Genomic DNA, 23,788 nt, shown 5'->3' on the forward strand with positions numbered 1-23,788 from the left:
CCCTGGGTCACTTCGCTGCGCTCGTGATGACGGGAGAGCGACGACGGCCGAAGGCTTCGGCTGGAACCGCGTGCGTCAGGCCGTGCCGCTCGCGGCCCGCTGGACCCGAACAGCAGCCTGTGACGTCCTGCCGTGCCGAACCGGTCAGCCCGAATCGGCGCGGACCGTGCATCGGCCCGGCGCGCCCGCTGGCGCGGAGGAGTGAGCGGCATGCCCGAATTCGACCTTGCCATCCGGGGCGGCACGGTGGTCACGGCGAGCGACACGGTCCGGGCCGATATCGGCGTGCGCGGCGGCCGGATCGTCGCGGTGGCCGAGGGCATCGCCGACGCCGCCCGGGTGATCGACGCCTCCGGCCTGCTGGTCCTGCCCGGCGGCATCGACAGCCACGTCCACATCGCCCAGGATTCCGGCCCCGGCATCGTCATGGCCGACGACTTCGCCAGCGCCACCCGGGCGGCGGCGGCCGGCGGCACCACCTGCGTGATGCCCTTCGCGCTCCAGCCCCGGGGCGCCTCGCTGCGCGGCGCCGTCGACGCCTACCGGGCCAGCGCCGAGGGCCAGTGCCACGTCGACGTGGCGATCCACATGATTATCTCGGACCCGACCGAGGCGGTGCTCGGCCAGGAGCTGCCGGCCCTGGTGGCCGACGGCTACACCTCTTTCAAGGTCTTCATGACCTACGACGACCTCGTGCTGAACGACCGCCAGCTCCTCGACGTGTTCCACGTCGCGCGGCGGCAGGGCGCCCGGGTCATGGTCCACGCCGAGGGCTACGACGCGATCCGCTACCTGAGCGAGCGGCTGGAGCGAGCGGGCGAGACCCGGCCCTACGGCCACGCCCTGTCGCGCCCGGAGATCGTCGAGCGGGAGGCGGCCCACCGGGCGATCAGCCACGCGGAGCTGATCGACCTGCCGATCGTCATCGTCCACGTCTCGGGCCGCGAGGCCACCGAGCAGATCGCCTGGGCGCAGGCGCGGGGCCTGAAGATCCGGGCCGAGACCTGCCCGCAATACCTCACCCTCACGGCCGAGGACATGAAGGGTCTCGGCCAGGAGGATCTCATGGCGGGGGCGAAGTACGTCTGCTCGCCGCCGACGCGGGACGTCGAGAGCCAGGAGGCGGTGTGGTCGGGGATCCGCCGCGGGATCTTCGACGTGGTCTCATCCGACCATTGCCCGTTCCGCTACGACGACCCGCAGGGCAAGCGGAACCCGCGGGGGAAGACCTCCTTCCGCTGGATCCCGAACGGCATTCCCGGCATCGAGACGCGGCTGCCGGTATTCTTCTCGGAGGGCGTCTCGAAGGGGCGGATCAGCCTCAACCAGTTCGCCGCGCTCACCGCCACGAACCACGCCAAGCTGTACGGGCTCTACCCGCGCAAGGGCTCGATCGCCCCGGGCTTCGACGCCGACCTGACCCTGTGGGACCCGAACCGGCGCGAGACCATCCGCCAGGCGAACCTGCACCACGGCTCCGACTACACGCCCTGGGAAGGCTTCGACGTAACCGGCTGGCCGGTCATGACCATCGCGGGCGGGCAGGTCATCGCCGAGGACGGCCGGGTCCTGTCCGAGCCGGGGCGCGGGCGGGTGCTCGACCGGGCCGTCGATCCGGCCGAGCGGCGGGGCACCTGAGGGCGACGCTGGCCCGCGGCTTGCCTGCAACCTCCGGGGAGAGCACCGCATGGATGTCGAACTGATCGGCCTGACCAAGCGCTACGGCGCGGCCATTGCGGTTGACGGCATCGACCTGAAGGTGCCGTCCGGCGCCTATTGCTGCCTGCTCGGCCCCTCCGGCTGCGGCAAGACCACGACGCTGCGGATGATCGGCGGCCACGAGCGCGCCAGCGCCGGCGACGTGGTGATCGGCCCGAAGGCGGTCGGCGATGCGGCCCCGGCCGCGCGCGGCACCGCCATGATGTTCCAGAGCTACGCGCTGTTCCCGCATCTCGACGCGCGCGACAACGTCGCCTTCAGCCTCAAGATGCGCGGCATCGGCAGGGCGGAGCGCCGCGCCAAGGCGATGGCGATGCTCGACCTCGTGCAGATGAGCCACCTCGCCGAGCGCCTGCCGGCCCAGCTCTCGGGCGGCCAGCAGCAGCGCGTGGCGCTCGCCCGCGCCCTGGTCACCGGCCCGAAGGTGCTGCTGCTCGACGAGCCGCTCTCGGCCCTCGACCCGTTCCTGCGGGTGCGGATGCGGGTGGAGCTGAAGCGGATCCAGACCGAGCTGGGGCTCACCTTCATCCACGTCACCCACAGCCAGGAGGAGGCGATGGCGCTCTCCGACCTCGTGGTCGTGATGAATGCCGGCCGGATCGAGCAGGCCGCCGACCCGCGCACCGTGTTCGAGCGTCCGGCCACCGCCTTCGTGGCCCGGTTCATCGGCGGCCACAACGTGATCCGGCTGCCGGAGGGTCTCGTCGCCGTGCGGGCCGACCGGATGCGGCTCGGCGCCGCGGCCGGCCCCGGCGCGCTGCCGGCCCGGGTGGTAGCGGTCGAGTACCAGGGCACCAGCGTCCATGTCGGCCTCGACGCCGACGGGCTGGAGCGCGCGCCCGAGAGCCCCGCCGCCCTCACGGCGATCCTCAGCGACGCGGCGTTCGCGGCCCGCCCGCTCCGCCTCGGCGACACGATCCCGGTCGGCTGGGACGTTTCCGCCGCCCACCGCCTCGACGCCTGACAGCCCCGGAGACGACCATGGACCTGCCACAGAAGCCGAGCCGGCGCACGCTCCTGAAGGGGGCCGCCGCGCTCGCCGCGACGCCGGTGACCGGCTTCCCGGCGGTCCACGCCGCCGAGCCCGTCACCCTGCGCTACCTCGGCACCGCGGTGAATCAGTCCGCCGACATCGCCCGGAAGGTGAAGGAGGATCTCGGCCTCACCATCGAGTACATCCCCGTGGTCACCGACGAGGTGACCAAGCGCGCGGTCACCCAGCCGAACTCCTTCGACCTGATCGACACCGAGTATTTCAGCCTCAAGAAGATCCTGCCCGCCGGCAACCTGCAGGGCATGGACGCCAAGCGGATCAAGCTTGCCGACAAGATCTCTTCCGTTTTCACGAAGGGGGAAGTGGCGGGCAAGAAGATCGGCGACCAGGGCACGGCGCCCAAGAAGGTCTTCTACCTGGAGGGCATCGACTCCAAAAAATTTGCCGGCGAACAGACCCAGTGGATCTCGCTGATCCCGACCGTCTACAACGCCGACACGCTGGGCATCCGGCCGGACCTGATCAAGGTGCCCGTCACGAGCTGGAAGGAACTCCTGAACCCGGCCTTCAAGGGCAAGGCCTCGATCCTCAACATCCCGTCGATCGGCATCATGGACGCCGCCATGGTGGTGGAGGCGACCGGCGACTACACCTACGGCGACAAGGGCAACATGACGAAGCCCGAGATCGACCGCACCATCAAGGTGCTGATCGAGGCCAAGCGCGCCGGCCAGTTCCGCGCCTTCTGGCAGGACTTCAACGAATCCGTGAACCTGATGGCCTCGGGCGAGACGGTGATCCAGTCGATGTGGTCGCCCGCCGTCACCAAGGTGCGGGCGCAGGGCGTGCCCTGCACCTACCAGCCGTTGAAGGAGGGCTACCGGGCCTGGGCCTCGGGCTTCGGCATCCCCAAGACCCTGAGCGGCAGGAAGCTCGACGCGGCCTACGACTTCATCAACTGGTTCCTGTCCGGCTGGGCCGGGGCCTACCTCAACCGGCAGGGCTACTACTCGGCCGTGCTGGAGACCGCCCAGGCGAACATGCAGCCCTACGAGTGGGCCTTCTGGATGGAGGGGAAGCCCGCCGAGAAGGACATCCTCGGCCCCGACGGCACCCTGATCGAGAAGGCCGGCGCCACCCGCGATGGCGGCTCCTTCGACGCGCGGATGGGCGCCGTCGCCTGCTGGAACGCCGTGATGGACGAGAACACCTACATGGTGCGCAAGTGGAACGAGTTCATCGCGGCGTGAGGGCGGTGGGCGCCGCCTCCCCACCCTCCTCCCTGTACGGGGCCTCGGAGACGCCCGCCCGGCGCATCGACGCGGTCGCCGGATGGAACGCGGGTCCCCTCTCCCGCCCGGGAGAGGGGGCGCTTCGCGCCTCGCGGGGTCCGCGAAGGGGACCGGCTGCGCCGGCGCGCGGCGGGCAAATCCGATGACCGATCTCGCCCTGCCCGCCGCCGCGACTGCCGAGCGGACCGCGGCGCCCGCCGTCGCGGCGCGCCCGCGCGGCCGCGCCCTCGCCTACCTCCAGGCCGCGCCGCTGGCCCTCGTCTTCCTGGTCTTCCTGGTGGTGCCGCTGGTGCTCACAGGGATCGTCTCCCTCTGGGAGTACAACGAGTACGAGATCATCCCGGCCCTGACCCTGCAGAACTACGCCGACGTGTTCGACGGCTGCCTGTCGGCCGACCTCTGCACGACGTTGCGCACCTACCTCTCCACGGTGAAGTTCGTCGCGCTGACGCTGGCGATCACCCTGCCGCTGGGCTTCGCCATCGCGTATTTCCTGGCCTTACACATCCGCTCCGGCACGGTGCGGATGGGCCTGTTCCTGCTCTGCACGATCCCGTTCTGGACCTCGAACGTGATCCGCATGATCTCGTGGATCCCGCTGCTCGGCCGCAACGGCCTCGTCAACGACACGCTCCGCACCCTCGGGCTGATCCGGCAGCCGATCGACGGCCTGCTCTACTCCGACTTCGCGGTGGTGCTGGCCTTCGTGCACCTCGACACGGTGTTCATGATCGTGCCGATCTTCAACAGCCTCGCGCGCATCGACCGGCGGCTGATCGAGGCGGCGCGCGACGGCGGCGCGTCCGGCGCGCAGATCCTGTGGAACGTGATCCTGCCGCTCGCCAAGCCCGGCATCGCCATCGGGACGATCTTCGTGACGACCCTGGTGATGGGCGACTTCGTCACCGTGGGCGTGATGGGCGGCCAGCAGATCGCCAGCGTCGGCAAGGTGATCCAGGTGCAGATGTCCTACCTGCAGTTCCCGGCCGCCGCCGCCAACGCCGTTGTGCTGCTCGCCGCCGTGCTGCTGATGATCCTCGGGCTCACCCGGATGATCGACCTCCGGCGGGAATTGTAGCGATGGACCAGCCCCGCGGCCGCGCCTTCTACCTGCTGGCGGCGGTCTTCGCCCTCTACGTCCTGTTCCTCTACGGGCCGACTCTGACGATCCTGGCGCTGAGCTTCCAGGGCCCGTCCGGCGGCCTGACCTTCCCGATGAACGGCGTCTCGACCCACTGGTTCGCCAAGCTGTGGGAAGGCGTCGGCGTGATCGACATCTGGGCAGCGCTGCGGCGCTCGCTGGCCCTCGGCCTCGTGGTCATGGCGCTCACCGTGGGAATCGCGTTCTACGCGGGCCTCGCCTTCCGGAAGGGGTTTCGCGGGGCCGGCCTCGTCTTCGCCCTGGCGGTCTCGAGCCTGATCGTGCCCTCGATCGTGGTCTCGCTGGGCATCGGCCTGGAGTTCCGGCTCCTCGACGACGCCGTGAAGGCGCTCGCCGCCGCCACCGGCTGGGGGTTCCTGCAGGACCACGGCACGCTGATGGGCCTCTACAGCTCGGCGCTGGGCGCGCACCTCACCTGGACGCTGCCCTTCGGCCTGCTGATCATGTTCGCGGTGTTCAACCGGTTCGACCCCGCCTACGAGGAGGCCGCCCGCGACCTGGGCGCCAGCGGCCCGCAGACGCTCCGGCACGTGGTGGTGCCGATCCTCGCGCCCGCGCTCGTCGGCGTCGCGCTGTTCGGCTTCACCCTGTCGTTCGACGAGCTCGCCCGCACCAGCCAGGCGATCGGCGGCCGCAACACCCTGCCGCTGGAGTTGCAGGGCCTGACCACCACGGTGACGACGCCGGAGATCTACGCCCTCGGCACGGTCACCACGGCCGTCTCGGCGCTGGTGATCGGGACCGCGCTCGGCCTGACCCTGTGGCTGCAGAAGCGCCGGGCGCGGCGGGCGCTGGCGGGCCTGTGATCGATGCCGGACGGCCGGGCCGCCGCGGGTCGGCGGCGCCGCCGCATTGCCAATCCGCCCCCGCCCGTGTATGCGCACGGCGCGCCCCCGAGACACCCTTGGAGGCAGGGGCGCGCCGGGAAGGATGTGGCCGTCCGCCAGGGGCGGCCTTTTCGTTTTCCGGCTCCAGCAATCGTAAAGGATCACGCCATGAGCGCTGTGAAGACGCTTGAGGCCGTGGCACGCGACCGGGTCGGCAAGGGGGCCGCCCGGGCCGTTCGTCGCCAGGGCCAAGTTCCCGCCGTCATCTACGGGGGTGGCCAGCCGCCGCAATCCATCGCGGTCGACCTCATCCGCACCCGCACCCTGATCTACGCCGGCGGCTTCAAGACCACGCTGTTCGAGATCAACGCCGGCGGCAAGAAGGTCCGCGCGATCCCGCGCGACTTCCAGCTCGACCCGGTGACCGGCGTGCCGCTGCACGTCGACTTCCTGCGCGTCGTCTCGGGCCAGACCGTCACGGTCGAGGTGCCAGTGCACTTCGTCAACGAGGACGCGGCCCCCGGCATCAAGAAGCTCGGCGGCACCCTCAACATCGTGGCCCACACGCTGAGCCTCGACGTCGCCCCCGACCAGATCCCGGACGCGATCGAGGTCGACCTGACCGGCCGCGCGATCGGCGACGTCATCCACGTCTCCGACATCAAGATCCCGGCCGGCACCTACACCGGCGAGCAGACCGACCCGGTGGCCAACATCGTGCCGCCGACCGTGCTGGGTGCCGAGGTGGAGGCCGAGGAGGCCGCCATCGCCGAGGCGCAGTCGGCCGAGGCCGCCGAGGAGAAGGCCGAGGAGTCCGCCGAGGACGAGAAGAAGGACGGCGAGGAGGCCTGAGCCTCAGCGCCACCCGTCACGCGACGCGAGAGCCCCGGCCCTGCCGAGGCTCTCTGCGTTTCGGCTTGATGTCAGGGATAGAGCCGCGCCCGGCTCCAGCCCGCGCCCGTCCGGGTGAAGCGGACCCGGTCGTGCAGGCGGAAATCGCCGTTCTGCCAGAACTCGACGCTCACCGGCGCGATCCGGAATCCGGTCCAGTGCTCCGGCCGGGGGATCGGCCCGTCGCCGTACCGCTCGGACAGCTCCGCCACCGCGTTCATCAGCGTGGCGCGGTCGGCCAGCGGGCGGGATTGCTGGCTGGCGATCGCCCCGAGCCGGCTCTCGCGGCGGCGGCTCTGGAAATACGCGTCGGCCTCCGCGGCCGTGACCGGCGTGATCGGCCCGCGGGCCCGCACCTGCCGGCGCAGGCTCTTCCAGTGCAGCACCAGGGCCGCCTGGGGGTTCTGCGCCAGCTCCTCCCCCTTGGTGGACTGCGTGTTGGTGTAGAAGACGAAGCCTCGGGCGTCGAAGCCCTTCAGCAGGACCATCCGCACATCCGGCAGCCCGTCCGATCCGGCGGTGGCGAGCGCCATCGCGTTCGCGTCCTCGGGCTCGGAGGCCTCGGCCTCCTTCATCCAGGCGGCGAACAGCCCGACGGGATCCTCGCTCAGCGTGAAGTCCGCGCTCTTCGGGTCATCGGTCCTTAACTGATCCACGCCAAGACTCCTGCCTGCCGCGTCCAGGGCCTGAGGGGGCACCGACATCGGCATGTTCGGTCGAGCGAATAGCCCGTCGTGAGTCAGGTGTAATGCGGGGATGCGCGTGTAAAGGGCCAAGCCGGCGTTCGCGCATCTGCGCGTCCGTGTCGGTGGTGTCGATGGCGGTGGCGATGGCCCTGTGCGGCTGCAGCCAGCCCCTGCTGGTCTTCCGGGGCGATCCGCCGGCGGCGCCACCGCGCGTCGTCGAGGAGCCGACCGTCACCGGCAGCATCGAGAAGCGGCCTGTGAGCTTCGGGGACGACCTCGCCGAGGAGGATTGGCGCCGGGCGCGGGCCGCCCTCGGCGTCGCGCTGGATCCGCAGGGCAACGGGCGGCCGGTCAAGTGGGACAACCCGGAGACCGGGCTTCACGGGTCGGTCAATCCGACCGGGCTCCCGTACGTCTCGGACGAGCTGATCTGCCGCAACTTCCTGGCATCGGTGATCGCGCCGACCCGCAGCCGCTTCGTCCGCGGCACCGGCTGCAAGCTCTCGGGCGGACCGTGGACGCTCAAGCGCGTCCGGGCCGCGAGCGGCCTCGGACGCTCCTGAACGACGAGGCCGTCGCGCGACGGCCTCCGCGGATCGCCTCAGGCAGATCGCCTCAGTAAGGGTAGCCGTAGTACGGCCGCACGCGCAGGCGCGGCTGCGCGGCCGGCGGCGCCGCGTAGCGGGCCGCAGCCTCCGGATCGTAGGTCCGGATGTAGGGGTCGAGGGCCGGGTCGCGATAATTGCCGTTGTTGACCCCGGCCGAGCGGTCGTTGCCGCTCAGCGCCGCGTAGGGGGAGAGGCCGCTCCCGCTGTCGCCGCCGCCACCGCCGCCACCGCCCCAGGCGAAGGCCGTTCCCGGAATGGCGGCGAGGAGCATCGCCGCGAGGGGCATCGTCAGCGTCTTGCGCGTCATGTCCTGTCTCCGCACCACGTCCTTGACTGGCGAACGGTCCAGCTGGAGGTGGGGTTCCCCTCGGCGAACCGCCACGGCCTCGCGACACTGTATCACGACCCGGCAACACGCGTTTATTTGATGGACTGCGTTTCGATTTTTTCGGTTCACCGTCCAGAAATCGTCCCGTGCGTTAAGCTTGAACCGGTAGACAACCACTCGGCCGTGCTTGATCGTGGCGCGGCGTAACAGCATTCGAGCCTGGCTCGACCGTATCGAGGGTCGAAGCCGGGCGCATCCCGGGTCTGGCCGCCGTGAGCGTCGATACGAAATCCGGCACGCGGGGCGTGGGGCCGACCGGCTGATGGAGCGGGTGATCGGAGGCACGGACCGGCCGTCGGCGACCGGTGGCCGGGCTCCCGCCCGGGCGGAGCCGTCGCCCTCCGGGACGCGCGCCCGCACCCGGACCATCGTCGTGCGGCTCGACCGCCGGTCCCTGCGCGGCTGGCACATCCGGCTCCTCGACCAGCTCGGGCAGCGGCCCGACCATCGGATCCGCGTCGCCTGGGTCGAGCACGCGGAGGGCCTGCCGCCGAACGCGGAGCTCCTGTTCCGCCTGGAGGCCGCCATCCACGGCCTGCCGCGGCCGGGCCTGGCGACCGCGGCGGAGCCGGTGGCCCTCGCCCCCTACGAGGCGAGCCCCGACGGCGCGGAGCCCGTCTGGAGCGCCGCCGACCTCGTCCTCGACCTCTCGGACAGCCCCGCGGATTCGGGCCCGGCGCCGGCCTGGCGGCTCGATTACGACGGGATGCCGGGCGAGGCCGGCCTCCTCGCCGCCCTGTTCGCCCACGGGGCGCCGGTGGCGGCCCTGCGCGGGCCGGACGGCGCGCCGGTGGCGGTCGGCCGCCTCGGCACGGAATCGCACACGGTGATGCTCACGGCCTTCGAGGGCTACCTCGCGCGGACCATCACGCTGATCCTCGCCGCCCTGGACGGCGCCGCCTCGACGGCGCTCCCTGACGGCGCCGGAGCACCCCTGCGGCCCGCGGCCGCCTACGACCTCGGCGGCCTGGGCGCACGCCGCCGGGCCGCCGGGGGGCTCGCTCGGCAGATCGCCCGCCGGCTCTACGCCCTCTGCTTCCACGGCCCGCACTGGCGGGTGGGCTGGCGGCGGATCGTCGGCCCCGACCTGATCGACCTGCGCCGGCATCCCGAAGGCGGCTGGCAGGTCCTTCCCGACGACGGGCGCCGCTTCTACGCCGACCCCTTCGCGATCGCCCGGGACGGCGCCGTGACCCTGTTCGTGGAGGAATTCGACTACCGCCGCGGCAAGGGCGTGATCGCCGCGGTGGATTTCGGGGCGAACGGCCCCCGCGGCCGCCCGGAGCCGGTGCTCGAGCTGGAGACCCACCTCTCCTACCCGTTCGTGTTCGAGGCGGACGGGCAGGTCTGGATGATCCCGGAATCCCACGCCTCCGGGACGATCGACCTCTACCGGGCCACCGACTTCCCGCGCGGCTGGGTGCACGAGGCGGTGCTCCTCGACGGGGTCGTGGCCGGGGACGCGACCCTGCTGCAGCACGGCGGCCGCTGGTGGATGTTCGCCACGGTCCGGGCCGGCGGCGGCAGCTACTCCGACACGCTCCATCTCTGGCACGCGCCGCATTTCCGCGGGCCCTGGACTCCCCACCGGCACAACCCGGTGCTGATCGACATCGGCTCCGCCCGGGCCGCGGGGCCGATCGTGGCGCGCGACGGCGGCCTGATCCGGCCCGTCCAGGATTGCCGGCAGGGCTACGGCGCGGCGCTCGGCCTCGCCCGGATCCTGCGCCTCGACGAGGACGCCTACGCCCAGCGGGTCGAGACGCGCCTCTGCCCGGGTGCGGCCTGGCCGGGCACGCGCCTGCACATGCTGAGCGCCGCCGGCGGCTTCGAGTTCATCGACGGATCGCACCGGGCGCGCCCCCGCCTGCTGGGCTGAGCGCGGCTCTCGGGCTGAGCGCGCCTCTCGGGCCGAGCCGGGGCCGAACCGCCCCGCGCGGGCCCGTCGGTGCCGAACGGCACCCGCTTACGGCTCGCATCCCGGCCCCGTGCGCGCTAAGCGGGAGCTTCAGCCGCGCCGATCCAGCAGAACCGCCGGGACGATCACCATGGCGAGCCCCGTCGAACATGCGAGCTTCCTGCCGCCGGTCCTGACCTTCCTCACGGCGGCCGTGATCGGCGTGCCGATCTTCCGGCTGATCGGGCAGAGCGCCGTGCTCGGTTACCTCGTGGCCGGCGTGCTGATCGGGCCCTCCGGCCTGTCGCTGATCGCCGAGCCCGACACGGCCGCGAGCGTCGCCGAGATCGGCGTGGTGCTCCTGCTCTTCATCGTCGGGCTAGAGCTGCACCTGTCGCAGCTCGTCTCGATGCGCCGCGACATCTTCGGCCTCGGCGCCGCGCAGCTCGTCGTCTGCGCGCTCGTGCTCGGCGGCGCCGGCCTCGTGGCTGGCCTCAGCTTCGGCGCCGCCGCGGTGATCGGCCTCGCGCTCGCCCTCTCGGCCACCGCGGTGGCCCTGCAGCTCCTGGAGGAGCGGGGCGATCTCGGCAGCGCCTACGGCGCGCGCGCCTTCGCGGTCCTGCTGTTCCAAGACCTGTCGGTGGTCGGCATCCTGGCGCTGATGCCGCTGCTGGCCTCGGCCGGCGAGGCGACCGACGTCTCCTGGCTCGGGGAGGCCGCGGTCTCCACCGGCAAGGCGCTCGCGGCGATCCTCGCGGTGGTGCTGGTCGGCCGCTACGGCCTGAACCCGTTCTTCCGGCTGCTCGCGGCGAGCGGCGCCCGGGAGGTGATGACCGCCGCGGCGCTCCTGGTGGTGCTCGGCACCGCGCTGCTCATGGAGCAGGTCGGCCTGTCGATGGCGATGGGCGCGTTCCTCGCCGGCATCCTGCTCGCCGAGTCGAACTTCCGCCACCAGCTGGAGGCCGACATCGAGCCGTTCCGCGGCATGCTGCTCGGCCTGTTCTTCATGAGCGTCGGCATGTCGATCGACGGCGCGCTCGTGCGCGAGGTCTGGCCGGCCCTGTTCGGCGCGACCCTGGCGGCGATCCTGGTCAAGGTCGCCATCGTGGCCGGCCTGTTCCGGCTGTTCGGCTCGGACACCCTCGGGGCCCTGCGGGGGGCCGCGGTCCTGGCGCCCGCGGGCGAGTTCGCCTTCGTGCTGCTGCCGCAGGCCCAGGATCTCGGCCTCACCGGCGTCACGGCGACGCGCTTCGCGGTGGCGCTCGCCGCGCTGACCATGCTGATCGGCCCCATCGCCGCCAAGGGTCTCGACAAGCTGATCGAGCGGCGCAACGCGCGCAGCACCTTCGCGCTGGAGGAGCCCTCCACCGAGCTGTCCGAGAGCGGCGACGCGCGGGTGCTGGTGATCGGCTTCGGCCGGTTCGGGCAGGTGCTGACGCACGTGCTGATGGCCGAGGGCATCCCGGTCACGGTGATCGACAAGGACGTGGAGCAGTTGCGCGCCGCCTCGCGCTTCGGCTTCCGCATCTACTACGGCGACGGCACGCGCCTCGACGTGCTCCGCGCCGCCGGGATCGGGCGGGTCGAGCTGGTCTGCATCTGCGTCGACGACCGGGAGGGCGCCCTCAAGATCGTCGACATCGTCCACGAGGAATTCTCGAGCGTGCGGACCTTCGTGCGGGCCTACGACCGCCTGCACGCGGTGGAGCTGATGAACCGGGACGTCGACTACCAGATCCGCGAGACCGCCGAATCCGCCCTCGCCTTCGGGCGGGCGGCTCTGGAGGGGCTCGGCCTGTCGCCGGAGGCCGCCACGGCCCGGACCGACGACGTGCGCAAGCGCGACATCGCGCGGCTGGTCCTGCAGCAGGCGGGCGCCCTGCCGGACGGGTCCAGCTGGATGCGCGGCGCCGCGGCCGGGCTGAAGCCCGAGCCGCTGACCGCCCCGGTCCGGCCGGCCCGGGCGCTCAGCACCGAGACCCGCGACCTCGTGGGCAGCGACCGGCGCGAGGCCGCCGAGCGGCTCTTGGAGAAGCCCGCCCTGGCCCCGCAGGAGACGGAAGCCGCCGAGGAGTCCGATCCGGAGGCCGAGCTCGAGGCGGAAGGCAGCGCCCGGGATGCGTGACGGGCGGGATGTCTGACATGTCCGACGGGCCGCCCCCGGCGGAGGCGGGCCGCTTCGTCACCGGCTCGATCCTCCGCCACGTCGTGGTGATGGCGGCCACCGGCTCGGTGGGGCTGATGGCGATCTTCGTCGTCGATCTCCTGTCGCTGCTCTACGTCTCGACGCTGGGCGACCCGAACCTCACGGCGGCGGTCGGCTTCGCCGGCATCGTCCAGTTCTTCGCCACGGCGGTGAATATCGGCCTGATGATCGCCGCCGGCGCCCTGGTCGGGAAGGCCGTCGGCGCGCGCGACCGCGCGGCGGCGCGGCGCCTCGCGACCTCGGCGCTGGTCCTCGGCAGCCTCGTGGCCGCCCTCATCGCGGGGCTGATCGCGCTGCTGGCCGGCCCGCTCCTGGCCCTGATCGGCGCGCAGGGCGAGGCGCTGCGGGTGGCCGTCCTGTTCCTCTACATCACCCTGCCGTCGAACCTTCTGCTCGCCGCCGGCATGCTGTTCACCGGGCTGCTGCGCGCGGTCGGCGAGGCGCGGCAGGCGATGTCGGTCACCCTGGCCGGCGCCGTGATCACCGCGCTCCTCGATCCGCTGCTGATCTTCGGGGCCGGCCTCGGCGTCACGGGCGCGGCGATCACGGTCTGCGCGGCGCGTGCGACCTTCGTGGCGGTGGGCGTCCGCGGCGTCGCCCGGCACGGTCTCCTCGGCCGGCCGCGCCTGCCCGACCTGCCGGCCGACGCGGCCGCCCTGGCGGGTGTCGCGGGCCCGGCCGTGCTCACGAACCTCGCCCCCTCGGTGGCGAGCGCCTTCCTGGCGCGTCTGTTCGCCGGCTATGGAGCGGACGCGGTCGCGGCCGCGTCGGTGATCGACCGGCTGACGCCGGTGGCCTTCGGCGGCCTGTTCGCGCTGTCGGGGGCGATCGGCCCGATCCTGGCGCAGAACTGGGGCGCGGGCCTGTTCGATCGGATGCGCGGCGTGCTCGGCGCGGCGATCCGCGTGACTCTGGCCTACTGCGCCGCGGTCTGGCTCCTCCTGGCGCTGGCCCGGGGATGGCTCGCCGGCCTGTTCGGCCTGCAGGGGGTGGCGGCCGAGCTGTTCGGCTTCTTCTGCCTCGTCGGCGGCGCGATCTGGTTCTTCAACGGGCTCCTGTTCCTCGGCAACGCCGCCTTCAACAATCTCGGCTTCCCGCTGCGCTCGACGCTGCTGAACTGGGGCCGGGCGACGCTCGGAACGATCCCGCCGGCCATGCTCGGCGCGTCGCTCTACGGCCCCCGCGGCGTGGTGGCCGGGATGGGGGTCGGCTCCCTGGTCTTCGGCGCGCTCGGCATCCTGCTCGCCCGACGCACGGTCGACCGGCTGGAGGGGGTCGGCCCGCGCCGGCCGGAGCCGGACGTCGCCGCCGAGGCGCCCCACCGGGCGGCGCCGCTGCCGCCGGGCCACGCTCATCCCGAGCCGTTGAGCTGACACGGCGGCGCGGAGGCACAAGTTCCGCGGGTGGGAACTGGTATTTCCCCGCGCAAAGGGTCACGATGCCCTGTCCCGGGCGGTCCCGGCCGGGACAGGATCGAGGCGTCATGTTCAACCCGCTCGAGATGTTCCAGGCCCAGGGCGAGGCCGGGCTTCAGGCCATGGGCCAGCCGTTCGGCCTGACGACCGAGCAGACGGCCCGCGCCTTCGAGGCGCTGATGCCGGCCCTGACGCTCGGCCTCCAGCGCAGCGTCGGCCTGGACCCGACCGGCTTCGCGCGGATGTTCGGTCTGGAGGCCGCCAAGCCGGCGCCGGCGCAGGGGTTCGAGGCCCTCGGCCAGATGTTCGGCTCGGCGCAGCTGATGCAGGCGGTGCTGCGGCAGGCCTCGGCAACGAGCGGCGTCGGCGCGCAGGTCCTGCGCCAGATGTTGCCGATGATGGCGGGCGCCGTGGTGGCGAGCATCGTCCACGTCATGCTGAACCAGCCGCAGGCCGAGCCGGCGCGACCGAGCGCGCCGCCGCCGCCCGTGCCGTTCCCGTTCGGCCCGGCCTGGGCCGAGATGGCCAGGGCGATGATGCCGGCGGTCGAGCCGCCGGCTCCGCCGAAGCCGGCCGCCAGACCCGCCGCCAAGCCGGCCGCCAATCCGCAGGCGAGCGCGGGCGAGGCCGGCTCCGACATGTTCCAGCAGATGCTGCGCACCGGGGCCGAGGTTCAGGGCAACAACATCCGGGCGATGCAGGAGCTGTTCGAGACCTTCTGGCCCACCTCCGGCACGCCGTCCGCGAGCGCCGTGCCTCCGGCGCCGTCGGGCAGCCCGGCCCGGCCGGATCCGGCGCCGGCCGACCCCGCGGCCGGCAAGGGCCGGCGCGGCCGCCAGCCCGGCGGGACCGGTTGACGCGGGGGCGGGGTCCGGGCGGGCGTTGACCCGACCGATCGGAGCGGCACCCTGCCGGCGAGGAGACCCGTGATGAGCGATTACCTGACCGCCTGGGACGACCGCGCCGAGAGCCTCGGCGGGAACGGCGTCGCCAAGCGCACGATCCCGGGCTCGGGCGCCAGCCTCGTGCGCGTGGTCGTCCCGGCCGGCGTCTCGGCGCTGGCGCACAGCCACGATCACGAGCAGTTCGTGCAGGTGCTCTCGGGCTCGGGGATCCTGGAGACCGAGCGGGGCCGCGAGCCGTTCTCGGCCGGCAGCGTGTTCCACTTCCCGGCCGGGGCGTGGCACGCGGCCGCGTTCGAGACCGAGACGGTCCTGATCGAGACGAACCTCGCCCCGCGGGCCTGACGGCGCCGCCGCAGCGCGACACGCCGTCAGGCCTCAGCCGCCCGCCGAGGCGTCGAACTGCGCCTCCAGACTGACGATGCGCGCCACCGTGTCGCGCGCGTAGCGGATCGCGCCCTCGGCGGTGAGCAGCTGCCCCTCTTGCGGATTGAAGACGATACCGTCCGACTGGGCCGCGCAGGCCGCGACAGCCATCCACGCCCCGACGCAAGCCGGGAGCGTGGCGAAGTAGAAGGCATAGACGCACGTCCACGGCCCGCCGAAGTCGATGTCGGTATAGGTGTCCGTCAGATCCGACAGCGGAATGATCTGGCACTCGAAGCCGGCCTCGCGGCGCCGCCAAGTCGCGGGCAGATGCCCTTGCGTGGCCGGCGGTATGCGCGCGGCGTCGAGTTTCAGATCGAACCCGTTTTCGTGGATGGCCGCCTGCCATTCCGCCACGCCAGGCATCGCGCCCGCGCAGAGCGCGTAGGCTTCCATGCTCATGGCAACCTCTCTCCGAGTAGGATCGCGGATATTGACAGTCCCTTGACCGAGTTTCCTCGTCTCAAGTGAACCTCTATGACGGGAAAACTGTCATCGACGCCGACATCTCTGCGCAGTTCGCGCGCGCGAGCCGGCGTCTACTGCGCCTTGCCGGTCTTGATATCCCAGATCGCTTGAACCGGGGCAGCGCTGGTCCTGCCGTCGCGCGATGAAGGCCAGGCCGAGCCGAAGCTCAGCGATGGAATAATCCAGGACATCCGGCAGATCACAGTACCGCATCGCGTCTCTGACCCTCGAAACGTTCATGATTTATTCCATGACTTTTTTCCTTTTATCGAGCCGTTGGTGGCAGAGAAGGAAAATATGCCGGCATCACTCTCGAGGTCGCCGCGGCAGGCTGCGACAAATTATTCTTGGCGCGCGAGCAAAATGCCTGTGCTTGGCCTGAGCCCTCGGCGCGTGTAGGAATCCCACCTTCAACGCCCGCCCGTGCACGCCGACGAAAGGCCGGGCATCGCCCCTACCAGAACAGAGGCAGACCATGAGCGCCGGTACCGCCGCCGACAAGCACTTCTCCAACAGCTTCTTCGCCGCCCCGCTGACGGAAGCCGACCCCGAGATCGCCGAGGCGGTGGCCAAGGAGCTCGGCCGCCAGCAGCACGAGATCGAGCTGATCGCCTCGGAGAACATCGTCTCCCGCGCCGTGCTGGAGGCTCAGGGCTCGGTGCTCACCAACAAGTACGCCGAGGGCTATCCGGGCCGGCGCTACTACGGCGGCTGCCAGTTCGTGGACATCGCCGAGGATCTCGCCATCGAGCGCGCCAAGCGCCTGTTCGACTGCGGCTTCGCCAACGTGCAGCCGAATTCCGGCTCCCAGGCCAACCAGGGTGTGTTCCTGGCGCTCATGCAGCCCGGCGATACCTTCCTGGGCCTCGACCTCGCCGCCGGCGGCCACCTGACGCACGGCGCCCCGCCGAACGTCTCGGGCAAGTGGTTCAAGCCGGTCTCCTACACGGTGCGCCGCGAGGACCAGCGGATCGACATGGAGCAGGTCGCCCAGCTCGCCCAGGAGCACAAGCCGAAGGTGATCATCGCCGGCGGCTCGGGCTACCCGCGCCACTGGGACTTCGCCAAGTTCCGCGAGATCGCCGACTCGGTCGGCGCCTACTTCATGGTCGACATGGCCCACTTCGCGGGCCTCGTGGCGGCCGGCGTCCACCCGTCGCCGTTCCCGCACGCCCACGTCGCCACCACGACGACCCACAAGACCCTCCGCGGCCCGCGCGGCGGCATGATCCTGACGAACGACGAGGCGCTCGCCAAGAAGTTCAACTCGGCGATCTTCCCCGGTCTCCAGGGCGGCCCGCTCATGCACGTCATCGCCGGCAAGGCGGTGGCCTTCGGCGAGGCGCTGAAGCCCGAGTTCAAGATCTACGCCCGCCAGGTGGTGGAGAACGCCCGGGCGCTCGCCGACACGCTGATCTCGGGCGGCTACGACATCACCTCGGGCGGTACCGACAACCACCTGATGCTGGTCGACCTCCAGCGGAAGGGCCTCACCGGCAAGGCCGCCGAGGCGGCCCTGTCGCGGGCGCACATCACCTGCAACAAGAACGGCGTCCCCTTCGACACGCAGAAGCCGACCATCACCTCGGGCATCCGGCTCGGCACCCCGGCCGGCACCTCGCGCGGCTTCGGCGTCGCCGAGTTCAAGCAGATCGGCGGCTTCATCGTCGAGGTGCTGGACGGGCTCGCCGCCAAGGGTGAGGCCGGCGACAGCGCGGTCGAGGCCGACGTCAAGACCCGCGTCCACGCGCTGACGGACCGGTTCCCGATCTACGGCTGAGGCAAGAGGGCCGCTTGAGGCGGGGCCGGTCTTCCGGGCCGGCCCGCGGTGGATTAGGAAACGGCCGCGGATCCGACCGGTCCGCGGCCGTTTTCATGCCCGAGTAGCGAGATCCATGCGCTGTCCCTACTGCGGCGGCTCCGAGACCCAGGTGAAGGACTCGCGGCCCTCCGAGGACGGCGCCGCGATCCGGCGCCGCCGGGTCTGCCCGGACTGCGCCGGCCGCTTCACCACCTTCGAGCGCGTGCAGCTCCGCGAAGTCGTGGTGCTCAAGCGCTCGGGCAAGCGCGTGCCGTTCGACCGCGACAAGCTCCAGCGCTCCATCGACGTGGCGCTGCGCAAGCGCGCCGTCGATCCGGAGCGGATCGAGCGGCTGGTCAGCGGCATCACCCGGCAGCTCGAGAGCGCCGGCGAGCCCGAGGTGACCTCCGAGGCGATCGGCGAGCTGGTGATGGCGGGGCTGAAGGGCCTCGACGACGTCGCCTACGTGCGCTTCGCCTCCGTCTACAAGAACTTCCGCGAGGCCCGGGACTTCGAGGAGCTGCTCGGCACGCTGAGCGACGGCACGCCGGTACCGGCGGCCGCGCCGGGTCCGGAGGGCGACCCGGAGCCCGAGGCGTCGGGGCGGCGCCGCGCCGGGCGTCTATGAGCGGCGACCCGAACTTCATGCGCCTCGCCCTGGCGCTGGGCCGACGCGGGCTCGGCACCACCTGGCCGAACCCGTCGGTCGGCGCCGTCGTGGTCGAGCCCGAAACCGGCCGCATCCTCGGGACGGCAGCCACGGCGCCGGGCGGGCGCCCGCACGGGGAGCCCGTGGCGCTCGCCGCCGCCGGCGAGGCCGCCCGCGGCGCGACCCTCTACGTCACCCTGGAGCCCTGCTCCCATCACGGCCGCACGCCGCCCTGCACCGACGCCATCCTGGCTGCCGGGATCGCCCGGGTGGTCAGCGCCCTGGAGGATCCCGACCCGCGGGTGGCCGGGCGCGGCCACGACCTCCTGCGGCGGGGCGGCGTCGCGGTCGAGACCGGGCTGATGCGGGAGGAGGCGGCGCGCGACCATGTCGGCCACGTCACCCGGGTGACCCGCGGCCGCCCGGCCCTGCACCTCAAGCTCGCCCGCACCCGCGACGGCTTCTGCGCTTCCGCCGGGCCGGAGCGCCTGCGGATCACCGGGCCGGTGGCGGACGGGGCGGTCCACCTGTGGCGGGCCCACGCCGACGCAATCCTGATCGGCATCGGCACCGCCCGGGCCGACGACCCGTCGCTGACCGTGCGGCTGCCGGGCCTCGGCACGCGCTCGCCCCTGCGGGTCGTGCTCGACACGCATCTGCGGCTCTCCCCGGCGAGCGTCCTCGCCCGCACCGCCCGCGACACGCCGACTTTGGTGCTCACGACCCGCTCGGCCCCGGCCCACGCGCGGCGGGCCCTGGAGGCCCTCGGCGTCGAAGTCGCCACCGTAGCGGCGGACGCGGCCGGCGGGATCGACCTCCCGGCGGCCCTGGCGCGTCTCGGCGAGCGCGGCCTGACCCGCCTGTGCAGCGAGGGCGGCCCCCGCCTTGCGGAGGCGCTGGCCCGGGCCGATCTGATCGATGCCTGCACGCTGGTCACCGGGCCGGCGGAGCTGGGCGCAGCGGGCGGCCTGCCGGCCCTGGGCCCGGCCCTGGCGGAAGCCCTGGCGGGCGACCGGTTCCGGGAGGCCGAGCGGCTGCAGCTCGGGCCCGACACGGCCGTGACCTACGAACGCAACAGGACGTAAGCGATGTTCACGGGCTTGGTCAGCGCCATCGGCACGGTCGTCTCGGTCTCGGTCTCGGGCGACGGTGACCTGCGCCGGATCGCGATCCGCGCCGCCTACGATCCGGCGACGATCGCGCTCGGTGCCTCGATCGCCTGCGCCGGACCGTGCCTCACCGCCGTGTCGGTGGAGCCCGCCGCGGGCGGCTGCGTCTTCGCGGTCGACGCCGCCGCCGAGACGCTGGCGCGCACCACCGTCGGCAGCTGGGTGGCGGGCACGCGGATCAACCTCGAACGCTCCCTGAAGATCGGCGACGAGCTCGGCGGCCATCTCGTCACCGGCCACGTCGACGGCCTCGCCGAGATCGTGGAGCGCGTGAGCGTGACGGCCGATGCCTGGGGCGCCAGCGAGCGCTTCACCCTGCGGGCCCCGGCCGCCGTGAAGAAGTTCATCGCCGAGAAGGGCTCGGTCTGCCTCGACGGCACCTCGCTCACCGTGAATGCGGTCGCGGACGACCTGTTCTCGGTGCTGCTAATCCCGCACACGCTCCAGGTCACCACCTGGGGCGAGCGGCGGCAGGGGGACCGGCTCAACCTCGAGGTCGACCTGATCGCCCGCTACGCCGCCCGGCTCGCCGAGGCGCGTGCCGGCTGAGCCGGCCCCCGTCATTGCGAGCGCGGCGAAGCAACCCAGCGACACGCCCCGTCTGGCAATCACGCGCTGCCCTAGGTTGCTTCGCTGCGCTCGCGAAGACGGCGCGTCAGCGCGGCGGGATCGAGTAGGTGCCGGTGGCGTGGCAGACGAGGTCGGGGTTGCCCGCGGCGGTGATCGACACCTCGCCGACGGCGAGGCGCCGGCCGAGCTTGAGCAGCCGGCATTCGGCCACAAGATCCCCGATGGCGGGCCTGCGCAGGAAGTTGAAGGTGAGGCTCGTCGTCACCGCGAGCGCCACCGGACCGATATTGGCCAGGATCGCCGCGTAGAGGGCGTAGTCGGCGAGCGCCATCATGGCCGGCCCCGACACGGTCGCGCCGGGACGCAGGAAGCGCTCGTGGGCTTCGAGCCGCATCCGCGCCGAGAGCGGTCCCACGGCCTCGAGGTGGTAGGCACGCCCGCCCGCCTGCATCTGCGGGAATTCGCGGTCGAGGAAGTCGCTGGTCTCGGCGAGGGTGAGGATCGTGGCGGTCATCGCCCCATGCAGCACGGCGGTACCGCCGAGGCAATCACGAGGCCTTCGGAATCGCCGTCCCCATCGGAAGGTCCCGGTCGATCGGCCGGTGCCGTCTTGGCGAGCGGCGCGAAGCGATCCAGTCGGCGCTACACACACGGAAGTCGCGCAACCCTGGGTCACTTCGCTGCGCCCGTGATGACGGAGGGCTGCCGCCATCGAGGGTTTCGGCCGGACGCCACATCAGGACGGGGAACCGGGGCGGGAGGCGCCCTCCCGCCGTCCCGCTCAGAAGAAGATCGGCCGCGCGCTGGCGGTGATCTCGCCGAGCACCGCGCCGGTGGCCGGCTCGACCTCCTTGAGCACCACGTCGTAGCCCCAGAGGTCGGCGAGGTGCTGAAGCACGCGCTTGGCGTCGTCCTTCTGCAGGGTGATCTTGTTGATCGCCTTGTGGTGCAGGATCAGGCGCCGGTCGCCCTCCAGATCCACGTCCACCACCTCGATGTCGGGATCGAGCCACGCCACGTCGTACTGCCGCGCGAAGGAGCGGCGCAGCTTGCGATAGCCGCGCTCGTCGTGGATCGCCTCCACCCGCAGCTCCGGCTCGTCGGGATCGTCGACCACGTGGAACAGGCGCAGGTCGCGCATCAGCTTGGGCGACAGGAACTGCTGGATGAAGCTCTCGTCCCGGTAATTCTCCCAGCAGTCGCGCAGGACCGCCATGGCGTCGCCGACCCCCGCGATGTCGGGGAACCACGCCCGATCCTCCTCGGTCGGCTGCTCGGCGATGCGGGCGATGTCCTGCATCATCGCGAAACCGATCGCGTAGGGATTGTGGCCGCCGTAGGAGCGGTCGTCGTAGTTCGGCTGCCGGATGACGTTGGTGTGCGACTGCAGGAACTCGAGATAGGCCGCCTCGGTGATCTGCCCGGATTCCGACAGGGCGTTCATGATCCGGTAGTGGCAGTAGGTGGCGCAGCCCTCGTTCATCACCTTGGTCTGGCGCTGCGGATAGAAGTACTGGGCCACCAGGCGGACGATGCGCAGGATCTCGCGCTGCCAGGGGCGCAGGCGGGGCGCGGCCTTCTCCAGGAAATACAGGATGTTCTCCTGCGGCAGTTCGAGCAGCGCCTTGCGCCGCTCGGCGGCCGCGTCCGGACGCGCCGTGCCGATCTTCTGCGGCAGGGTGCGCCAGAGATCGTTGTAGATCTGCTCGCCGTGCTCGATCCGCTCGCGCTCGCGCCGCTGCTCGGAGGCGAGGTCCGGCCGCTTCTTGCGCGGGTAGCGGTGGACGCCCTGGCTCATCAGCGCGTGGGCGGCGTCGAGCACCTGCTCCACCGCCTGGTGGCCGTAGCGCTCCTCGCAGCGGGCGATGAAGCCCTTGGCGAAGTCGAGGTAGTCGAGGATGCCCTCGGCGTCGGTCCACTGCCGGAACAGATAATTGTTCTTGAAGAAGTGGTTGTGGCCGAAGGCGGCGTGCGCGATGACCAGCGTCTGCATCGTCGCCGTGTTCTCCTCCATGACGTAGGAGATGCACGGGTCCGAGTTGATGACGATCTCGTAGGCGAGCCCCATCAGGCCGCGGCGGTAGCCGGCCTCGTGCTGGGCGAAGTGCTTGCCGAACGACCAGTGCTTGTAGAACAGCGGCATGCCGATCGACGCGTAGGCGTCGAGCATCTGCTCGGCCGTGATGATCTCGATCTGGTTCGGGTACCACGACAGTCCCAGCTGCGGCCCGGCCACCGCCTCGCAGGCGTCGTGGATCCGCCGGATCGTGTCGAAATCCCAGTCGTTGCCGGTGAACAGCGGCTTCTGGTTGCCCGCGATGATCTGGGGCGTGCGTGCCTTGACGAGCGTCATGCGGCCTCCCGATCGGTCGATGCGTGCGACGGCATCACGCCTCCGCCTCGGCGCGGCCTTCCTTGCGCCCGAACAGCTCGCGGAAGACCGGGTAGATCTCCCGGCGGTGGTTGACCTTGCGCATGGCGATCGGGCCGCCGGCCTTGGCGATGGCCTCGTAGGTCCGCCACAGGGTGGTGCGGTGCTCGACGAAGCCGGCGCGGGGACCATTCTCGTCGCCCACCTCCAGATAGGCGAAGTGCTGGCAGGCCGGCAGGATGTGCGACCGCAGCAGCTCCGTGGAGGTCGGCCCGTCGGAGGAGACGTTGTCGCCGTCCGAGGCCTGGGCCGCGTAGATGTTCCAGTCGTTCGGGTCGTAGCGCTCGGCGATGACGCGCTTCATCTCCACGAGCGCCGACGAGACCAGGGTGCCGCCGGTCTCGCGGGAGCCGAAGAAGGTCTCCTCGTCCACCTCGGTCGCCCGGTCGGTGTGGCGGATGAACACGATCTCGACGTGCCGGTAGCGGCGCGTCAGGAAGATGTGCAGCAGGATGTAGAACCGTTTGGCGAGGTCCTTCATGTGCTCGGTCATCGAGCCGGACACGTCCATCAGGCAGAACATCACCGCCTGCGCGATCGGCCGCGGATAGGGCTCGAACCGGCGGAATCGCAGGTCGATCGGGTCGACGTAGGGGATGCGCTTCGCGCGCTCGCGCAGCCGGAACAGCGCCTGCTCCAGGTCCGGCCGCTCCGGATGCCCCTCGGCGAGGGCGTCGAGCCGGGCCTCCAGGGCCGCGACCTCGTCGGGCTTCGGGCGCTTGAGGGCGATCCGCCGCGACATCGAGTTGCGCAGGGTGCGGGTGAGCGCGAGGTTCGCCGGCGAGCCGGTGACCGTGTAGCCCGCCCGGCGCAACCCTTCCGTCTCGACGATGGCGAGGCGACGCTTGGCGAGGTCCGGCAATTCCAGATCCTCGAGGAAGAGCTCCAGGAACTCCTCGCGGGTGAGCACGAAGCGGAACGCGTCCTCGCTGTTCTCGCCGCCCTCCCCGCCCTCGCCGGCCCCGCGACCGCCGCCGCTGCCCGGCGGGCGCTCGATCGTGTCGCCCTCCACGTAGGTCTTGTTGCCGGGCAGGATGTGGTCCTGCAGGCCGGTGCCGGGCTGGCGCGAGAAGCGGGGCTCCCGGACGCCGTCCGCCGGCACGGTGACGCGGCCGTCCTTGCCAAGATCCTTGATGTCCTTCTCGCGGGCGGATTCGCGCACCGCGCGCTGGGCCACGTCCTTCACGCGCCTCAGGAAGCGCTGGCGGTTCGGGAGGCTCTTGCCGCCCGGGTTCAAACGTCGGTCGACGATGTGCATCCGCTGCGAAAACCCTCGTCCGCGTGCTC

22 protein-coding genes are annotated in these 23,788 nt (G+C 71.7%); 16 read left to right on the forward strand and 6 right to left on the reverse strand.

What is annotated here, in order from left to right:
- Positions 1–210 precede the first annotated feature (210 nt).
- From hydA to ACLBYB_RS21945, 6 genes are all read left to right on the forward strand, one after another.
- Positions 211–1,638, forward strand: coding sequence for a dihydropyrimidinase (hydA, locus tag ACLBYB_RS21920; RefSeq protein WP_447700039.1), 1,428 nt, complete (start codon positions 211–213; stop codon positions 1,636–1,638).
- Between the two features lie 49 nt (positions 1,639–1,687).
- The gene (locus ACLBYB_RS21925; RefSeq protein ID WP_447700040.1) at positions 1,688–2,683 is read left to right on the forward strand and encodes an ABC transporter ATP-binding protein; all 996 of its coding nucleotides are present in this window, start codon (positions 1,688–1,690) and stop codon (positions 2,681–2,683) included.
- A 17-nt stretch (positions 2,684–2,700) separates the two neighbouring features.
- On the forward strand, positions 2,701–3,963 hold the full coding sequence (locus tag ACLBYB_RS21930) for an ABC transporter substrate-binding protein (protein ID WP_447700041.1): 1,263 nt from the start codon (positions 2,701–2,703) through the stop codon (positions 3,961–3,963).
- A gap of 184 nt (positions 3,964–4,147) precedes the next feature.
- The gene (locus ACLBYB_RS21935; protein WP_447700042.1) at positions 4,148–5,083 is read left to right on the forward strand and encodes an ABC transporter permease; all 936 of its coding nucleotides are present in this window, start codon (positions 4,148–4,150) and stop codon (positions 5,081–5,083) included.
- A gap of 2 nt (positions 5,084–5,085) precedes the next feature.
- Positions 5,086–5,973, forward strand: a complete 888-nt coding sequence (locus ACLBYB_RS21940; RefSeq protein WP_056523607.1) for an ABC transporter permease — start codon at positions 5,086–5,088, stop codon at positions 5,971–5,973.
- A 189-nt stretch (positions 5,974–6,162) separates the two neighbouring features.
- A complete protein-coding gene (locus ACLBYB_RS21945; RefSeq protein ID WP_020093856.1) occupies positions 6,163–6,846 on the forward strand; it encodes a 50S ribosomal protein L25/general stress protein Ctc in 684 nt (227 codons plus the stop codon).
- A 71-nt stretch (positions 6,847–6,917) separates the two neighbouring features.
- Here the strand turns inward: ACLBYB_RS21945 and pdxH are convergent, their stop codons facing one another.
- Positions 6,918–7,541, reverse strand: coding sequence for a pyridoxamine 5'-phosphate oxidase (pdxH, locus tag ACLBYB_RS21950; protein ID WP_447700043.1), 624 nt, complete (start codon positions 7,539–7,541; stop codon positions 6,918–6,920).
- Positions 7,542–7,633: 92 nt separating this feature from the next.
- Here pdxH and ACLBYB_RS21955 point away from each other — a divergent pair, with 92 nt between their 5' ends.
- Complete coding sequence (locus tag ACLBYB_RS21955) at positions 7,634–8,134, forward strand: RT0821/Lpp0805 family surface protein (protein ID WP_447700044.1); 501 nt, start codon at positions 7,634–7,636, stop codon at positions 8,132–8,134.
- 52 nt (positions 8,135–8,186) lie between these two features.
- Here ACLBYB_RS21955 and ACLBYB_RS21960 read toward each other — a convergent pair whose 3' ends face one another.
- Positions 8,187–8,486, reverse strand: a complete 300-nt coding sequence (locus ACLBYB_RS21960; protein ID WP_020093859.1) for a hypothetical protein — start codon at positions 8,484–8,486, stop codon at positions 8,187–8,189.
- Between the two features lie 343 nt (positions 8,487–8,829).
- Here ACLBYB_RS21960 and ACLBYB_RS21965 point away from each other — a divergent pair, with 343 nt between their 5' ends.
- The 5 genes from ACLBYB_RS21965 to ACLBYB_RS21985 all read left to right on the forward strand — a co-directional run bounded on the left by ACLBYB_RS21965 (position 8,830) and on the right by ACLBYB_RS21985 (position 15,332).
- The gene (locus ACLBYB_RS21965; RefSeq protein WP_447700045.1) at positions 8,830–10,446 is read left to right on the forward strand and encodes a glucosamine inositolphosphorylceramide transferase family protein; all 1,617 of its coding nucleotides are present in this window, start codon (positions 8,830–8,832) and stop codon (positions 10,444–10,446) included.
- A 169-nt stretch (positions 10,447–10,615) separates the two neighbouring features.
- A complete protein-coding gene (locus tag ACLBYB_RS21970; RefSeq protein ID WP_091681850.1) occupies positions 10,616–12,589 on the forward strand; it encodes a monovalent cation:proton antiporter-2 (CPA2) family protein in 1,974 nt (657 codons plus the stop codon).
- Between the two features lie 17 nt (positions 12,590–12,606).
- Positions 12,607–14,043, forward strand: coding sequence for an MATE family efflux transporter (locus tag ACLBYB_RS21975; protein ID WP_447700046.1), 1,437 nt, complete (start codon positions 12,607–12,609; stop codon positions 14,041–14,043).
- 110 nt (positions 14,044–14,153) lie between these two features.
- The gene (locus tag ACLBYB_RS21980; RefSeq protein ID WP_447700047.1) at positions 14,154–14,942 is read left to right on the forward strand and encodes a DUF937 domain-containing protein; all 789 of its coding nucleotides are present in this window, start codon (positions 14,154–14,156) and stop codon (positions 14,940–14,942) included.
- Positions 14,943–15,014: 72 nt separating this feature from the next.
- Positions 15,015–15,332, forward strand: coding sequence for a cupin domain-containing protein (locus ACLBYB_RS21985; protein WP_447700048.1), 318 nt, complete (start codon positions 15,015–15,017; stop codon positions 15,330–15,332).
- A 33-nt stretch (positions 15,333–15,365) separates the two neighbouring features.
- On the opposite strand, the gene ACLBYB_RS21990 is transcribed toward ACLBYB_RS21985, so the two are convergent.
- Positions 15,366–15,815, reverse strand: a complete 450-nt coding sequence (locus ACLBYB_RS21990) for a hypothetical protein (protein WP_447700049.1) — start codon at positions 15,813–15,815, stop codon at positions 15,366–15,368.
- A gap of 541 nt (positions 15,816–16,356) precedes the next feature.
- On the opposite strand from ACLBYB_RS21990, the gene glyA reads away from it, so the two are divergent.
- From glyA to ACLBYB_RS22010, 4 genes are all read left to right on the forward strand, one after another.
- A complete protein-coding gene (glyA, locus tag ACLBYB_RS21995) occupies positions 16,357–17,661 on the forward strand; it encodes a serine hydroxymethyltransferase (RefSeq protein ID WP_012320887.1) in 1,305 nt (434 codons plus the stop codon).
- A gap of 115 nt (positions 17,662–17,776) precedes the next feature.
- Positions 17,777–18,310, forward strand: a complete 534-nt coding sequence (nrdR, locus tag ACLBYB_RS22000) for a transcriptional regulator NrdR (protein ID WP_447700050.1) — start codon at positions 17,777–17,779, stop codon at positions 18,308–18,310.
- Positions 18,307–19,416 carry a bifunctional diaminohydroxyphosphoribosylaminopyrimidine deaminase/5-amino-6-(5-phosphoribosylamino)uracil reductase RibD gene (ribD, locus tag ACLBYB_RS22005; protein WP_447700051.1) on the forward strand — a complete coding sequence of 370 codons (1,110 nt, stop codon included), beginning with the start codon at positions 18,307–18,309 and terminating at the stop codon, positions 19,414–19,416. The genes nrdR and ribD overlap by 4 nt, the downstream gene beginning before the upstream one ends.
- Positions 19,417–19,419: 3 nt before the next feature.
- The gene (locus ACLBYB_RS22010) at positions 19,420–20,049 is read left to right on the forward strand and encodes a riboflavin synthase (protein WP_447700052.1); all 630 of its coding nucleotides are present in this window, start codon (positions 19,420–19,422) and stop codon (positions 20,047–20,049) included.
- Between the two features lie 106 nt (positions 20,050–20,155).
- Here ACLBYB_RS22010 and ACLBYB_RS22015 read toward each other — a convergent pair whose 3' ends face one another.
- From ACLBYB_RS22015 to ACLBYB_RS22025, 3 genes are all read right to left on the reverse strand, one after another.
- Positions 20,156–20,584, reverse strand: a complete 429-nt coding sequence (locus ACLBYB_RS22015; protein WP_447700053.1) for a PaaI family thioesterase — start codon at positions 20,582–20,584, stop codon at positions 20,156–20,158.
- A 267-nt stretch (positions 20,585–20,851) separates the two neighbouring features.
- Positions 20,852–22,423: a SpoVR family protein gene (locus ACLBYB_RS22020; RefSeq protein WP_091681862.1), complete on the reverse strand. Its 1,572-nt coding sequence runs from the start codon at positions 22,421–22,423 to the stop codon at positions 20,852–20,854.
- Between the two features lie 34 nt (positions 22,424–22,457).
- Positions 22,458–23,759, reverse strand: a complete 1,302-nt coding sequence (locus ACLBYB_RS22025; protein WP_447693683.1) for a YeaH/YhbH family protein — start codon at positions 23,757–23,759, stop codon at positions 22,458–22,460.
- Between the last annotated feature and the right edge of the window lie 29 nt (positions 23,760–23,788).

Source organism: Methylobacterium sp. D54C (assembly GCF_053345595.1).